General features: G+C 56.4%; 15 protein-coding genes. 12 read left to right on the forward strand and 3 right to left on the reverse strand.

Going from position 1 to position 13,416, the window contains the following annotated elements:
- Positions 1-64 precede the first annotated feature (64 nt).
- Positions 65-1,060 (reverse strand): tRNA dihydrouridine synthase, encoded by a 996-nt coding sequence (locus tag KF947_RS15390; RefSeq protein WP_227404357.1) that lies wholly within the window; start codon positions 1,058-1,060, stop codon positions 65-67.
- 161 nt (positions 1,061-1,221) lie between these two features.
- Between KF947_RS15390 and KF947_RS15395 the strand changes: the two genes are divergently transcribed.
- The 3 genes from KF947_RS15395 (at position 1,222) to KF947_RS15405 (ending at position 4,735) form a co-directional block, all read left to right on the forward strand.
- Positions 1,222-1,479: an OadG family protein gene (locus KF947_RS15395; protein WP_227404358.1), complete on the forward strand. Its 258-nt coding sequence runs from the start codon at positions 1,222-1,224 to the stop codon at positions 1,477-1,479.
- A gap of 92 nt (positions 1,480-1,571) precedes the next feature.
- Complete coding sequence (gene oadA / locus KF947_RS15400) at positions 1,572-3,386, forward strand: sodium-extruding oxaloacetate decarboxylase subunit alpha (RefSeq protein WP_227404359.1); 1,815 nt, start codon at positions 1,572-1,574, stop codon at positions 3,384-3,386.
- Between the two features lie 26 nt (positions 3,387-3,412).
- On the forward strand, positions 3,413-4,735 hold the full coding sequence (locus KF947_RS15405) for a sodium ion-translocating decarboxylase subunit beta (protein WP_227404360.1): 1,323 nt from the start codon (positions 3,413-3,415) through the stop codon (positions 4,733-4,735).
- A 112-nt stretch (positions 4,736-4,847) separates the two neighbouring features.
- Here the strand turns inward: KF947_RS15405 and KF947_RS15410 are convergent, their stop codons facing one another.
- Both KF947_RS15410 and KF947_RS15415 read right to left on the reverse strand, forming a co-directional pair.
- The gene (locus KF947_RS15410; protein ID WP_227404361.1) at positions 4,848-5,465 is read right to left on the reverse strand and encodes an IMPACT family protein; all 618 of its coding nucleotides are present in this window, start codon (positions 5,463-5,465) and stop codon (positions 4,848-4,850) included.
- Positions 5,465-5,845 carry a LexA family protein gene (locus KF947_RS15415; protein ID WP_227404362.1) on the reverse strand — a complete coding sequence of 127 codons (381 nt, stop codon included), beginning with the start codon at positions 5,843-5,845 and terminating at the stop codon, positions 5,465-5,467. Before KF947_RS15415 ends, KF947_RS15410 begins: the two co-directional genes overlap by 1 nt.
- Before the next feature lie 197 nt (positions 5,846-6,042).
- Here KF947_RS15415 and ccmA point away from each other — a divergent pair, with 197 nt between their 5' ends.
- The 9 genes from ccmA (at position 6,043) to ccmI (ending at position 13,401) form a co-directional block, all read left to right on the forward strand.
- Positions 6,043-6,663: a cytochrome c biogenesis heme-transporting ATPase CcmA gene (gene ccmA / locus KF947_RS15420; protein WP_227404363.1), complete on the forward strand. Its 621-nt coding sequence runs from the start codon at positions 6,043-6,045 to the stop codon at positions 6,661-6,663.
- A gap of 297 nt (positions 6,664-6,960) precedes the next feature.
- Positions 6,961-7,629, forward strand: a complete 669-nt coding sequence (gene ccmB / locus KF947_RS15425; protein WP_223828158.1) for a heme exporter protein CcmB — start codon at positions 6,961-6,963, stop codon at positions 7,627-7,629.
- Positions 7,630-7,643: 14 nt separating this feature from the next.
- A complete protein-coding gene (locus KF947_RS15430; RefSeq protein WP_133730775.1) occupies positions 7,644-8,411 on the forward strand; it encodes a heme ABC transporter permease in 768 nt (255 codons plus the stop codon).
- A complete protein-coding gene (ccmD, locus tag KF947_RS15435) occupies positions 8,411-8,602 on the forward strand; it encodes a heme exporter protein CcmD (RefSeq protein WP_133730774.1) in 192 nt (63 codons plus the stop codon). Before KF947_RS15430 ends, ccmD begins: the two co-directional genes overlap by 1 nt.
- Positions 8,599-9,108 carry a cytochrome c maturation protein CcmE gene (gene ccmE / locus KF947_RS15440; protein WP_133730773.1) on the forward strand — a complete coding sequence of 170 codons (510 nt, stop codon included), beginning with the start codon at positions 8,599-8,601 and terminating at the stop codon, positions 9,106-9,108. Before ccmD ends, ccmE begins: the two co-directional genes overlap by 4 nt.
- 39 nt (positions 9,109-9,147) lie before the next feature.
- Entirely contained in the window at positions 9,148-11,181 is a 2,034-nt protein-coding gene (locus KF947_RS15445; RefSeq protein ID WP_223287890.1) for a heme lyase CcmF/NrfE family subunit, read from the forward strand.
- Positions 11,178-11,705, forward strand: coding sequence for a DsbE family thiol:disulfide interchange protein (locus KF947_RS15450; protein WP_223287889.1), 528 nt, complete (start codon positions 11,178-11,180; stop codon positions 11,703-11,705). Before KF947_RS15445 ends, KF947_RS15450 begins: the two co-directional genes overlap by 4 nt.
- The gene (locus tag KF947_RS15455; RefSeq protein ID WP_227404364.1) at positions 11,696-12,166 is read left to right on the forward strand and encodes a cytochrome c-type biogenesis protein; all 471 of its coding nucleotides are present in this window, start codon (positions 11,696-11,698) and stop codon (positions 12,164-12,166) included. Before KF947_RS15450 ends, KF947_RS15455 begins: the two co-directional genes overlap by 10 nt.
- A complete protein-coding gene (ccmI, locus tag KF947_RS15460) occupies positions 12,163-13,401 on the forward strand; it encodes a c-type cytochrome biogenesis protein CcmI (RefSeq protein ID WP_227404365.1) in 1,239 nt (412 codons plus the stop codon). The genes KF947_RS15455 and ccmI overlap by 4 nt, the downstream gene beginning before the upstream one ends.
- Positions 13,402-13,416 lie beyond the last annotated feature (15 nt).

Genomic DNA, 13,416 nt, shown 5'->3' on the forward strand with positions numbered 1-13,416 from the left:
CCCCCGCTTTGCGGTAGGGCGTTTTTTTTTGCCTGTTGATTGGGTAGGTGCGATCGAGAGGGGGTTAGGCCGGTTCGGCGTGCTGTTCGCTGACGACAAGGCTGTCGAGCAGTTGATCTAACTCGGTGAGGCGCTTTACACGCTGAAAATTGTGTTCGGCTGCACTGCTGCCTTGGCGCATTTGGGCGAGCCACTGCTTTACCAGAGAGACCACAACGCGGTCTGGAAGCTGTTGGCGCTGAAGGGCGGCGTACTCTTTGAGCACGTTGGCACGCATCGCCCAGCTGCTTTCGGGGAGCCGCTCGCCGGTTTGCAGCCAGTGGCGAATGCGTGGCGCCAACCAAGGATCGGCCAGCGCGCTACGCCCTAGCATCACATCACTGCAGCCTGAAAGCGTGCGGGCTTTCCAGTAATCTTCCAGTGTCCAGATATCGCCGTTAGCGACCACCGGAATGCTCACCTGGCGGCGAATTTTGCCGATCCACTCCCAGTGTGCCGGTGGTCGGTAGCCCTCGTCTCGGGTGCGCGCATGAACGACCAGCTGGGCTGCACCGCCCGCTTCTGTGGCCTGAGCGCAGGCAACTGCTAAGCGGCGGTTAGCGAAGCCCAGACGAATCTTGGCGGTCACCGGGATTTCACCCTCTAAAGCGTCGTGAACGGCTTTAACCGCCTTATAGACGCGATCAGGCTGGCGTAACAGCGAGGCGCCGCCATCGTGCCGGTTAACCAGTTTGGCAGGGCAGCCGAAATTAAGGTCGATGCTTACCGCGCCTAAGCTAAGCGCCTGACGCGCATTAGCCGCCAGGGCGACTGGGTCAGAGCCTAGTAGCTGTAAATGTACGGGAATGCCGCTCGGTGTGGCCACAGGCGGTTGCTTAAGCTCGGGACAGTGCTTATAAAACACTCTTGGTGGCAGGCGGGCATCAACAACGCGGACAAACTCGGTGACCGTCCAGTCGAACCCGGCATGTCGGGTAAGCAGGTCACGAGTCAGTGCGTCGATCACACCTTCCATCGGGGCTAGGCCGATTCTGCCGTTATGTAGTAAATTAACAACCATGACTTCCACTATCGCGCCATTGCATTCTATTCTGGGTGTGGCAGGTTAGTGTATTCCCCTTACTGCGCCAAGCGCCTTTCTTCGTATTGGCATAATGATGTGCGTAAGAATGCACTTGAACGGTAGCTAAAGACAGTTTTGAAAACATAGGAGAGCGCCTTATGCAGGATCTAGAGTTATTGCAAGATGGGTTGGCATTGATGGCGCTCGGTATGGGCGTAGTGTTTGTTTTTCTTACTATTTTGGTCATTAGCGTTACGCTGATGTCGAAGCTTATTGGGCGTTTTCAACCCGCTCCCGCCGCGGTTGATACGGGTAAAAAACCGATGCCAGCTTCGGCTCCCTCTGCCCAAAGCGACGAGGTTATGGCAGTGATCAGTGCTGCAGTGCATCGTTATCGCTCAACGCGGCGTCGTTAACTTTCTCAATTTTTTTCATTTTGGCCCTCTTGTGGCTATTTTTTTGTTATTTTTACTACAAACTTACAATTCTACTACTGTGAGCCAAGACCATGAACGAACAAAAACGCCCACTAGGCATTACTGATGTCGTGCTGCGCGATGCCCATCAATCGCTATTTGCCACGCGCATGCGGTTGGACGATATGCTACCGATCGCCGAAAAGCTGGATCGCGTTGGCTACTGGTCGTTGGAAACTTGGGGTGGCGCCACTTACGACGCCTGTATCCGCTATTTGGGAGAAGATCCGTGGGAACGCATTCGTGCTTTGAAAGAAGCCATGCCCAATACGCCCCAGGCCATGCTGCTACGTGGACAGAACCTGCTGGGCTACCGTCACTACGCCGATGACGTTGTCGATAAATTTGTCGAGCGGGCGAAAACCAACGGCGTTGATGTCTTCCGCGTTTTTGATGCGATGAATGATCCGCGCAATCTCGAACGCGCCATCCAGGCAGTGCGTAACGTGGAAGGCCATGCCCAGGGCACTATCTCTTATACAGTGAGCCCGGTGCATACCCTGGATAGCTGGGTCGATCTGGCTAAAACCATTGCCGGTTTGGGCGCGGATTCATTGGCTATCAAGGATATGGCGGGGCTATTGACGCCCTACACGGCATTTGATTTGGTCACAAGGCTCAAGAAAGAACTATCGATACCGGTGCACCTACACTGCCACGCCACCACCGGTCTTTCTACGTCGACTATTTTGAAGGCGGTAGAAGCGGGTATCGATAACGTCGATACCTCGATCTCGTCCATGTCGATGACCTACGGTCACAGTCCCACCGAGTCCGTGGTCGCGATGTTGAAGGACACCGGCCGCGATACCGGCCTGGATCTTGACCTGCTGGAAGATATTGCCGGTTACTTCCGCGAAGTACGTAAGAAGTACGCCGCCTTTGAAGGCTCGCTGCGCGGTATTGATTCGCGCATCCTGATTGCTCAGGTGCCCGGCGGCATGCTGACCAATATGGAAGGCCAACTGAAAGAGCAGGGCGCGGGCGATAAGCTGGACGACGTGCTAAGCGAGATTCCCCGCGTGCGCGAAGATCTTGGCTTTATTCCGCTGGTGACGCCGACGTCGCAAATCGTCGGCACCCAGGCGGTAATGAATGTGATGATGGGGGAGCGCTACAAGTCGATCTCCAAGGAAGTCCAGGCACTACTCAAAGGCGAATATGGCGCTGCCCCTGCCCCCTATAACGCCGAACTGCAGAAGCGCGTGCTAGAAGGCGGCGAGCCAATTACCTGTCGCCCGGCGGATAACCTCTCGCCAGAGATGGATAAACTGGCCGCCGAGCTGAAAGAGAAGGCCAGTGCTGAAGGCATTCGTTTGGCCGAAGGCAAGCGCGAAGTGGATGACGTTCTAACCTACGCGCTATTCCCGCAGATCGGCTTGAAATTCCTGAAAAATCGCGACAATCCAGACGCCTTTGAGCCCGTTCCCCAGGCCGCTGAAGTCAATGCTGAAAAGCCCCTCGCTAAGGTAGAGAGCAAGGCACCCGTGGCTAGCAGTGGCCCGGAAACCTACACCGTTAAGCTCAACGGTAAAGCCTTCGTGGTGGAAGTGTCTGAAGGTGGTGAACTGGGCGAAGTGCAGGAGCAAACGGCAGCCACTACTAGCGCCCCCAAAGAGGAAGTATCTGCACCCACTGGTGAGAGCATCGATGCGCCGCTGGCCGGTAATATCTTCAAGGTTAATGTACGCCCTGGCGATAAAGTCGCTGAAGGGGATGTGGTGATCATTCTTGAAGCGATGAAAATGGAAACCGAAGTGCGTGCCAGTATCGCAGGCACTGTGTCTAAGGTTAACGTCAGCGAGGGCGACAGCGTAGCCGTAGGCGATGCGCTGATCGAGCTCTAAGGGCCCCCAGTACTGGATAAAAAGTAATGGATAAATTAGTAACGTTATGGGAAGGCTCTGGGCTGTATAACCTTGAGCTTGGCCAAGCCGTGATGATTATGGTGGGGCTACTGCTGCTCTACCTGGCCATCTATAAGAAGTTTGAGCCGCTGCTGCTGGTGCCGATTGGCTTTGGTGGCATTCTGGCCAATATCCCAGAGGCGGGGCTAGCGATTTCAGCGCTCGATCAAGCGATTGAGGTGGCGAAGCCCGCGGTGCTACAGCAGATAGCGGCAGCGCTGGGCGCGACGTTGGATCCGCTAGCGAACGCGGAAGCCTGGCGTGAATCGTTAAAAGCGATTGCCCACGACGGCGTTGCACCGGATCAGGTGCGCGCCGCACGTGACATTGCCGTGGGCGTCGGCTATAGCGATGGCATGCTTTACAACTTCTATAAAGTAGCGATTGGCTCGGGTATTGCCCCGCTGATTATCTTTATGGGCGTGGGTGCCATGACCGACTTCGGCCCGCTGTTGGCCAATCCGCGCACGCTGTTTTTAGGTGCGGCTGCTCAGTTTGGTATTTTTGCCACGCTGTTTGGTGCCGTGGCGCTAACCTCGATGGGCATCATGGATTTTTCGCTCAATCAGGCCGCCGCCATTGGTATTATTGGCGGTGCCGATGGGCCGACCTCCATCTACGTCTCCAGCGTGCTGGCGCCGGAGCTGCTGGGTGCTATCGCGGTGGCTGCCTACGCCTATATGGCCTTGGTGCCGCTGATACAGCCACCCATCATGCGTCTGCTGACCACCGACAAAGAACGTCAAATCAAGATGACCCAGCTGCGTCCTGTTTCCAAGCTGGAAAAAGTGGTCTTCCCGCTGATGCTGTTGATTTTGGTCGCGCTGTTTCTGCCCGATGCAGCACCGCTGCTGGGTATGTTCTGCTTCGGTAATCTGATGCGTGAGTGCGGCGTAGTCGAACGCTTGTCGGATACTGCGCAAAACGCCTTGATCAATATCGTGACGATTATTCTGGGGCTGTCGGTAGGCTCCAAGCTGATGGCCGAGAGCTTTCTGGCGTTTGAGACGCTGGGGATATTAGGTCTGGGCATTGTCGCCTTTGGTATCGGCACGGCTGCCGGAGTATTGATGGCCAAGTTGATGAACCTGGTGAGCAAAATGCCCATCAACCCATTGATCGGTGCCGCGGGCGTTTCCGCCGTGCCTATGGCGGCGCGGGTGGCGAATAAGGTGGGGTTGGAGTCCAACCCGCATAATTTCCTGCTGATGCACGCCATGGGCCCCAATGTGGCCGGTGTTATTGGCTCGGCAGTCGCAGCCGGGGTAATGATTAAATACCTGGGTTAATACTTAATGGGCTAATGCTTAACGAGTGACCAAATGAGCGCGGCGTACTGACACTTTCAGTATGCCGCGTTTTTTTGATGGGCTATTTCGATGGGTTATTTCGATGGGCTATCTAGTGAGTGAGAATGTCGATAGCGCTCTTCAGGCGGTTTTCTAACGGGGCAAGATCAAGCGGACAGTCCCTTGGCCAGCCTATGGTCAGGCGAACGCCATCACCATCGTAGTTGGCTTGCTCAATAGGGATGTCGTGCTCTTCGCACCAGGCGCGGGCAATCGCTTCATTGGCAAAGGTAAGGCGCAGAGTGTAGGTGTCGCGCTCAACCACTTCCCGGGTAGCAAGTGTCTCAAGGGCATGGCTAACTGCCTGAGCGTAGGCGCGGGCTAAGCCGCCGGTGCCGAGCTTGGTGCCGCCAAAATAACGAATGACCACACAGCCGATCTGGCCCAGTTGGCTCCCCTGGAGTACCTGATACATGGGGCGGCCAGCGGTGCCGCCAGGCTCGCCATCATCGGAAAAGCCAATCAGGTTTTGCTCGCCGGGTGGCCCGGCAATGTAGGCAGTGCAGTGGTGGCTGGCATTAGGGTGCGCGGTTTTTGCCGCATTCAGCAGATTAGTGAATGCGTTAATATCGGGAGCGTGGCAGATCCAGGTGATAAATTGGCTTTTTTCGACTTCGATGTCGGCCGTATGCCATGACTCTGTGGGTAGCTCGGGAACCCGATAGCGCATTAATGCTCCGTGAAGGTAGTCTCACTTTTCACACCCATTACCATGCCGAGTACCTGAATATCCCGGTTGTGCAAAAATAGCGCTGGCTGCAAAGTATCTTCTGGCCATAGCTCTACGCCAAAGCGGCTGATAGTGAGCTGTCTCAAGGCGATTGTTTGCTGGTTTATTTCGGCAACGGCAGTTTCTGTCTGGGTATCGTGTTGATATCGCCGGATAATAATGACATCGCCATCGAACAAGTTGCAATCACACAGTGCATTGCCACGCACTTTGAGTGCATAGGTGTTGCGTCGGGTAACGCTAGGTGCCATCGCGTAAGGGCGCGGTGCAGGTTGTCTACGGCCGAACGTAGCGGTAGGTGCTGCCATCGATAGGGTCATTATGAAATCTCCATTGCATGTTCTTTCATACAGTGGTTTTCATTGTAGACCTGTTTTTGCATACAGTGCTAGAGGTAATTGGTCTTAAGGCATCTTGACGGAGATCACGCTGCGACCCAGCGCCGCATTGTGTGAGTGGCGAGAAAGGGGCTTTACGTGTAGAGTTCGACGCGAAATCAATATGCCAGGAGAGACGCTTGAGCCTGTGTCTACAAGCCCGACAGCTTGCCTGTGAACGCGACGACCGCTGGCTGTTTCAAGGGTTGGATTTGGAGATTCGCAGCGGTCAAATAGTGCGAATTGAAGGGCCCAATGGCAGTGGTAAAACCAGCCTGCTGAAAATTCTCTCCGGGCAGCTCAGTGACTACCAGGGCGAATTGTTCTGGAATGGCGCTGCGATGAAAGAAGCGCGTGAACATTTTCTCGCGAATTTACTCTATTTAGGACATGCACCGGGCGTTAAATCAGGGCTTTCCCCGTTAGAAAATCTAGCCTGGTATCAGGCCCTAAGCGGAGAGAGCAGTAATGAAGAGCAGCGCTTAGAAGCCCTTGAGCGGGTTGGATTGGCAGGCTTTGAAGATGTGCCCGCAGGGCAGCTCTCGGCAGGCCAACAGCGCCGTGTTGCCCTGGCGCGCTTAACGTTAACGCCGCGCGCCCTATGGGTACTGGATGAACCCTTTACCGCGATAGATCGACACGGCGTCGCTGATCTAGAGGAACAGCTGGTTGCCCATGCTCAGGCAGGGGGCTGCGTGCTGGTAACGACACACCACGAGTTAACCGCTTCACCGTTGCTCAGACGGATATCCCTAGGGTAGAAAGCAGGACTATCTCAGTTGGAAATAGCGGCTTAAATAACTCTCAACAACGTGGTGCCAGGGGAGGTTGAAGCGAGGGTCTTTTGTCATGGACGACAAAAGTAGCGCCCAAGGAGGGGTTTACAGCGCCCTCGCGGAAACCTTCACTGGTACCGATGCTTATCTAGGGGAGAGGAGAGAGGGTTGCACAGCTCTTTACATGGCGCTTCAAATAGCTCTTCACATGGCTCTTCACAAAGCTCGGAGACCCCTCAACAGGTTTCAGCAGTGCCACTGCGTGAGCATAATGGTGGGCTAATGACCGCAGTGAAGGCCACGCTTGTGCGTGACTTAACGCTATTGCTAAGACGCCGTGGCGAAGTGCTCAACCCGCTGGTGTTTTTTGCCCTGGTGATCACGCTGTTCCCGATCGCTATTTCGCCCGACCCTGAGCTGTTAGCGGTGATTGCTCCAGGTTTGCTGTGGGTCGCAGCTTTGTTAGCCGCGCTGCTTTCACTGGATAGCCTGTTTCGTAGCGATTATGACGATGGCAGTTTGGAGCAACTGCTATTGGCGCCGCAGCCGTTAGTCGCGCTAAGTTTGGCCAAAGTGGCCGTGCACTGGCTGCTCACGGGTCTACCGTTGGCGCTGATGGCGCCGATATTGGGTATTATGCTGGCGCTGCCGGCGGGCAGCTACGCCGTGCTGGCGCTGTCGCTTGCACTGGGTACGGCAAGCTTGAGTTTGATTGGTGCCATCGGTGCAGCGCTAACCGTTGGCCTGGCACGGGGCGGAGTGCTGCTCTCGCTACTGGTGCTACCGCTGTACATCCCGGTACTTATTTTTGGCGCAGGTGCGGTGCAGGCGGCCATTTTCGGAGAGGGTGTCTCCGCACACCTGGCTATCCTGGGCGCGCTGCTCGCCGCCTCACTCATGTTGGCGCCGTGGGCGATTGCCGCATCGTTGCGTATCAGTATTAACGGTTAAGGACGGGACACGCTATGTGGGCCTTTATACATAAGCTGGGATCACCCAAGTGGTTCTACGGCATTAGTGCCAAATTACAGCCCTGGTTTTGGATCGCGGCGGCGCTGTTGATCGTCACTGGCTCGCTGTGGGGGTTGGCGTTTGCCCCTGCAGATTACCAGCAGGGTAATAGCTTCCGAATTATTTACGTCCATGTGCCAGCGGCTTTTTTGGCTCAGTCTATTTTTATTGCCATGGCGGTTTCCGGCCTGGTGTTTATGGTCTGGAAAATCAAAATTGCCGATATGGCTGCGGCGGTGATGGCGCCTCTTGGCGCGGCCATGACCTTTGTCGCGCTATTTTCCGGCGCCGTATGGGGCGTGCCCACTTGGGGAACCTGGTGGATGTGGGATGCACGACTGACGTCAATGCTGATTCTGCTGTTTTTGTACTTGGGTGTCATTGCGCTGCGTGGGGCTTTTACCAGCCGCGATAGCGCCTCACGGGCAGCCTCGGTGCTGGCCATGGTGGGTGTGATCAATATTCCCATCATCAAATACTCGGTGGACTGGTGGTACACCCTGCACCAGCCCGCTTCGTTTACGCTGACCTCGCGCCCGGCCATGCCTACTGAAATGTGGCTGCCTCTGGTCATTATGGTGCTGGGTTTCTACTGCTTTTTCATTGCCTTAACGCTAATGCGCACACGCAGTGAAATTTTGCGCCGCGAAGCTAACAAACGCTGGGTACAGGAACTGGTGACCGGCCAAGTGGTGAAAGTACCGGCAGAGGAGATCCGCTAATGGCATTTGACTCATTTTCCGAATTTCTCGCCATGGGTGGTCACGCGCCTTATGTATGGTCTGCCTGGGGCGTGACTGCGCTACTGCTGCTCGTCACCGTATGGCATGCGCGTGCTGAACAGCGCCAACTGATCAAAGGCTTGAAACGCCGTGCAAGACGCGCAAATAGCGCAAGGGGGAACGCCCAATGACGCCTAAACGTAAACAGAAACTCTTTATTATTCTGGGGCTTGTGTCGCTGGCCGCGATCGCTGTGGGGCTGACCTTGTACGCGCTGCGCGCTAACATCAATTTGTTTTTTAGCCCGGTACAGATCGCCCAGGGTGACGCGCCAATGGAGCGGCAGATTCGCGCCGGTGGCATGGTGAAAGAGGGCTCGGTCTCCCGTGACCCCGAAAGCCTGGACGTCGAGTTTGTCGTCACCGATTACGTCGATGACCTGGAGGTCTACTACAGCGGCATCTTGCCCGACCTGTTCCGCGAAGGCCAAGGCGTGGTGGTAGTTGGTGAGCTTCAGGCCGATGGGCGTCTGTACGCCGATAAGGTGCTTGCGCGCCACGACGAGAACTATATGCCCCCTGAAGTCGCCCAGGCGCTTGAAGAGGCAGGCTATTCGCCAGCCGACTATCAGGCCAAAGCTGCCGAGGTGGGTAAACGCCTGGACGAAGAAGGCGTACCCCAAGCAAGTGAATACTAGTTTCCGTCCCTCAGGGTTGGCAACAAAGCCGGAGCACACATGCTTATTAAATTAATCCCTGAAATTGGCCACTTCGCCCTGATTATTGCGCTGCTGATGGCGGCAGTGCAGGCGGTAATGCCCCTGGCCGGTGCGGCGACTCGACGCCCACTGTGGATGGCCTATGGTCAGCCCATGGCGGTGGGGCAGTTTGTGTTTATTGCCATTGCCTACGCCTGTTTGACCGCCAGCTATATGCTGGACGACTTTAGCGTGGCGAACGTGGCCAACAACTCCAACTCGCTGCTGCCCTGGTACTACAAGTTCAGCGCGGTGTGGGGCAACCATGAAGGGTCGGTGCTGCTGTGGAGCTTTATGCTCGCGGGCTGGGGGTTTGCGGCCAGCCTATTTACCGGCAATCTGCCGCGGGATATGGTCGCGCGGGTAATGGGCGTGATGGGCATGGTTTGTGTCGGCTTCTTACTGTTTATTCTGATGACATCGAATCCCTTCGAGCGGCTACTGCCCGATATGCCCCAGGATGGCGCCGACCTTAACCCATTGCTGCAAGACTTCGGGCTAGTAGTTCATCCGCCGATGCTCTACATGGGCTATGTGGGCTTTTCCGTGGTCTTTGCGTTTGCCATTGCGGCGCTAATGGGCGGGCGTTTAGATGCAGCCTGGACTCGCTGGGCAAGACCTTGGACGAATCTGGCCTGGGCGTTCCTGACCGTGGGTATCGCGCTGGGCAGCTGGTGGGCCTATTACGAGCTTGGCTGGGGTGGCTGGTGGTTCTGGGATCCGGTCGAAAACGCTTCACTGCTGCCCTGGCTGACGGGAACCGCGCTGGTTCACTCGCTAGCGGTCACCGAGAAGCGCGGCTCGTTTAAAAGCTGGACCGTACTGCTGGCGATCTCGACCTTCTCACTGTCGCTAATGGGCACTTTCCTGGTGCGCTCTGGGGTGCTGACCTCGGTGCATGCGTTTGCCAACGACCCGGCCCGCGGTTTCTTTATCCTGATGCTGCTGGCCATTACGGTAACGCTGTCGTTGCTGGTGTTTGCCCTACGCGCACCGCGGGTGAGTCATAAAGTAGGCTTTAACTGGCTCTCCCGGGATGCGCTGCTTCTGGTTAATAATATCTTTCTGGTGATTATGACCGTCACCGTGCTACTGGGTACCGTCTATCCGCTGATTCTGGATTCTCTGGGACTGGGGAAAATCAGCGTGGGCCCGCCTTACTTTAATGCCCTGTTTGTGCCGCTTACCGTGTTGATGTGTATCTTTATGGGGCTCGGCTCGGTAACACGCTGGAAGAGCATGGCGGCAAGGGATCTGATTCGGAAACTGTGGCTAGCAGGTGTGGCCGCATTGGTGATCGGTATATTAATGCCGCTGCTCTACCGCGGCGAGTGGAACCTGTTTGTCTCCCTGGGCATTGTCTCTGCGCTCTGGATTGTGCTGCCAATGATGCGGGATGTGTTCGATAAAACCCGCCACGCCAGCTCGTTTTTGGCCGGTGTACGTAAGCTCTCCCTGGCTTACTGGGGCATGGTGCTGGGGCACGTAGGTGTTGCGGTCACTATCGTCGGCGTGACCGTAGTGTCCAACTATAATATTGAGCGCAATGTGCGCATGTCGCCGGGCACCACGGTCGAAGTCGCGGGCTATCAGTTCACCATGACCGAGTTAACCGAGCGTCGCGGCGCTAACTTCCTGGCGGACACCTCGATTCTACAAGTACAGCGCGGCGACTCAGGCCGCAGCTTTACCATGCGGCCCGAAAAGCGCCTCTACCTGGCCACCGGTATGCCGATGACGCAAGTGGCCCTGCGTCCAGGGCTGTTTCGCGACCTCTATGTAGCCATGGGTGAGAACCTCGGCGATGGCAGTTGGGCAATGCGGGTACAGTATAAGCCGTTCGTCCGATGGCTCTGGCTGGGCGCACTGCTAATGGCGTTCGGCGGTGTATTGGCGGTGCTCGACAAGCGCTACCGCCGCACCGCAGCCAGCCGTGAAGCGCCCAAAGTGGCCAGCCAAGGCGATAGTGCTCAGAACAGTGCTCAAAATAGCGCACAGGAGGCCACGGTATGAAGCGACGGCTACTGCTATTACTGCTGCCGGTGTGCTTTTTAGGTCTGGCGCTGTTCTTTTACCAAGGCCTCTCGCTGGATCCCTCCCAGCGAGATTCAGCGCTGATGGCGCGGGAGTTCCCAACCTTTGAAGCCACCACGCTGCGTGATGAAAATCGCCGCGTTGACCAAACGCTGTTAGAGGGCGAAGTGACCCTGGTGAATGTGTGGGGCGAGTGGTGCCCCGCCTGTAAGCAGGAGATGCCGCAACTGCTTGAACTGGCAGATAACGGCATTCGCATGGTCGGGGTTAACTACCGGGATACCCGCGAGAAAGGCATGCAGTTTCTCAGTGAATTTGGCGATCCGTTTGAAGTTAATATTTTTGATCCGGAAGGCGAGCTAGGGTTTGATCTTGGCGTCTACGGCGCCCCGGAGACGTTCCTGGTCGATGCTGACGGGGTCATTCGCTATCACCATAAAGGCTACATATCTCCGCAAGACGTGCGCGAGCGAATTCTTCCGGAGGTGGAAAAATGGCGCTAATGCGAACCATGGCAGCGCTACTACTGCTGGTCATAGCGTTTGGCGCAGCGGCGGGTGGTATCGAACTGCGCGAATTCGACGACCCGGTCATGGAGAAGCGCTATCACGATTTAACCGCCTCCATGCGCTGTCCGCTGTGTGAAAACCAAGCCATTGACGATTCCGACGCTCCCATTTCGGCAGATATGCGCGACCGGGTTTATCAACTGCTGCAAGACGGGCAGTCGGATATCGAAATTATCAACCATATGGTGCAGCGGTTTGGCGAATATATTCTCTACAACCCGCGTTTAGAGAGCCGTACTTATCTGCTTTGGGGCTTGCCCATCGCCCTGGTGCTGCTAGGCGTTATTGTGGTCGTACTGATGGTGCGCGCCCGCCGCAACGCCTCTGCTAAAGCGTTGAGCGCCGAAGAGCGCCAGCGTATAGACGCGCTGACTAACCGTAAGAGGTCTTCATGACGCTGCTCTGGATAGCCATTGCCATTCTACTGCTCCCCGCGCTGTGGCTGCTGGTTTCACCGCTAAGAAAGGCGCGTGCACTGCATGGCCAGCAGCGTGATTTTGAAGCCAACGACACCTCCGCCGAGCAGAACGTGGCGATTTTCAAGCGCCGCTTGGCATCACTGGAAGCGGCTCTTGAACGCGGGGACATAGATGCCGCACGCTTTGAGGAAGACCGGCTGGAACTTGAGCGCAGTCTGCTGGAAGACACTGCTTTTCGCGAGCGTCGGCCGCTAAAGGCTGCCAGCGCCGGCCGTATTGTCGTGCCTGTGGTGATGCTCGCTGTTGTCGCTGTTAGCGTCATTTGGTATCAGCAAAAGGGCGCTGAGGGCGACCTGGTGCTACTGGCCGTGCAGCAAGAAGTTCAGAATGACCCTGATGGCTCGCTTGCCATGTACATCGAGCGCATGGAGGAGCAGGCCGAACGCCAGCCTGATAATCCCAATGTGTGGAGCGAGCTGTTTCCGCTCTACCGTGAAACCGGACAAATGCCCAAGGCGGTGGACGCCCTGGAGCGCCTGATCGAGATTGAAGGCCGCATTCCACCGCTGCTCGCCCAGTTGGCGCAAATTCGTTTCTTTATGGCCGAGCGCCAGCTTACCGACGACGTGCAGGCGTTGGTCGATGAGACGTTGGAGCAGGATCCTCGCCAGCCCACCGTGCTGGGCTTACTGGGCATTAATGCCTTTGATAGCGGCGATTACGAGCAGGCCATTGATCACTGGCGCCGGGCGATTGCCAATATCGAGGATCCCAACACCGTCTCCTCTCTGCGCGACGGCATTCGCGTGGCTCAGGAGCGCTTGGGCGTTGAACCTGAAGAAACCGTCGCCGAGGGCACCGGCATTCGTGTAAGTGTCTCGCTGGATGAAGAGCTTGTCGGGCGCGTAGATGGCGATGACAGCGTCTTTATCACTGCCCGCGATATTGAAGGCGAGTTACCGCCCCTGGCCGTGGTGCGGGCGCAAGTATCCGAGCTGCCCATGACCGTGACGCTCGATAACAGTGCCGCGATGTCGCCACAGGCGCAAATCTCCCAGGTGCAGGAAGCCCGTTTAGTGGTGCGTGTTTCACCCTCTGGCCAAGCAATGCCCCAGCCGGGGGATCTGTTCGGTGACCTGGAGAACGTCAGCGTCGGGTCTATTGATGACGCGGAGGCGGTTGAAGTGGTGATTAACCGTGTTTTTGAATAATCGCAACGGGAACGC

The organism is Halomonas sp. FeN2, assembly GCF_020595105.1.
In the GTDB taxonomy this organism is placed as follows: domain Bacteria; phylum Pseudomonadota; class Gammaproteobacteria; order Pseudomonadales; family Halomonadaceae; genus Vreelandella; species Vreelandella neptunia.

Coding starts and splice junctions, on each gene's coding strand:
- ccmD (WP_133730774.1), top strand. CDS start 8,411: ATGGCATTTGACTCATTTTCCGAATTTCTCGCCATGGGTGGTCACGCG.
- KF947_RS15415 (WP_227404362.1), bottom strand. CDS start 5,845: ATGACCCTATCGATGGCAGCACCTACCGCTACGTTCGGCCGTAGACAA.
- ccmI (WP_227404365.1), top strand. CDS start 12,163: ATGACGCTGCTCTGGATAGCCATTGCCATTCTACTGCTCCCCGCGCTG.
- ccmE (WP_133730773.1), top strand. CDS start 8,599: ATGACGCCTAAACGTAAACAGAAACTCTTTATTATTCTGGGGCTTGTG.
- ccmB (WP_223828158.1), top strand. CDS start 6,961: ATGACCGCAGTGAAGGCCACGCTTGTGCGTGACTTAACGCTATTGCTA.
- KF947_RS15455 (WP_227404364.1), top strand. CDS start 11,696: ATGGCGCTAATGCGAACCATGGCAGCGCTACTACTGCTGGTCATAGCG.
- oadA (WP_227404359.1), top strand. CDS start 1,572: ATGAACGAACAAAAACGCCCACTAGGCATTACTGATGTCGTGCTGCGC.
- KF947_RS15450 (WP_223287889.1), top strand. CDS start 11,178: ATGAAGCGACGGCTACTGCTATTACTGCTGCCGGTGTGCTTTTTAGGT.
- KF947_RS15395 (WP_227404358.1), top strand. CDS start 1,222: ATGCAGGATCTAGAGTTATTGCAAGATGGGTTGGCATTGATGGCGCTC.
- KF947_RS15430 (WP_133730775.1), top strand. CDS start 7,644: ATGTGGGCCTTTATACATAAGCTGGGATCACCCAAGTGGTTCTACGGC.
- KF947_RS15410 (WP_227404361.1), bottom strand. CDS start 5,465: ATGCGCTATCGGGTTCCCGAGCTACCCACAGAGTCATGGCATACGGCC.
- KF947_RS15405 (WP_227404360.1), top strand. CDS start 3,413: ATGGATAAATTAGTAACGTTATGGGAAGGCTCTGGGCTGTATAACCTT.
- KF947_RS15390 (WP_227404357.1), bottom strand. CDS start 1,060: ATGGTTGTTAATTTACTACATAACGGCAGAATCGGCCTAGCCCCGATG.
- KF947_RS15445 (WP_223287890.1), top strand. CDS start 9,148: ATGCTTATTAAATTAATCCCTGAAATTGGCCACTTCGCCCTGATTATT.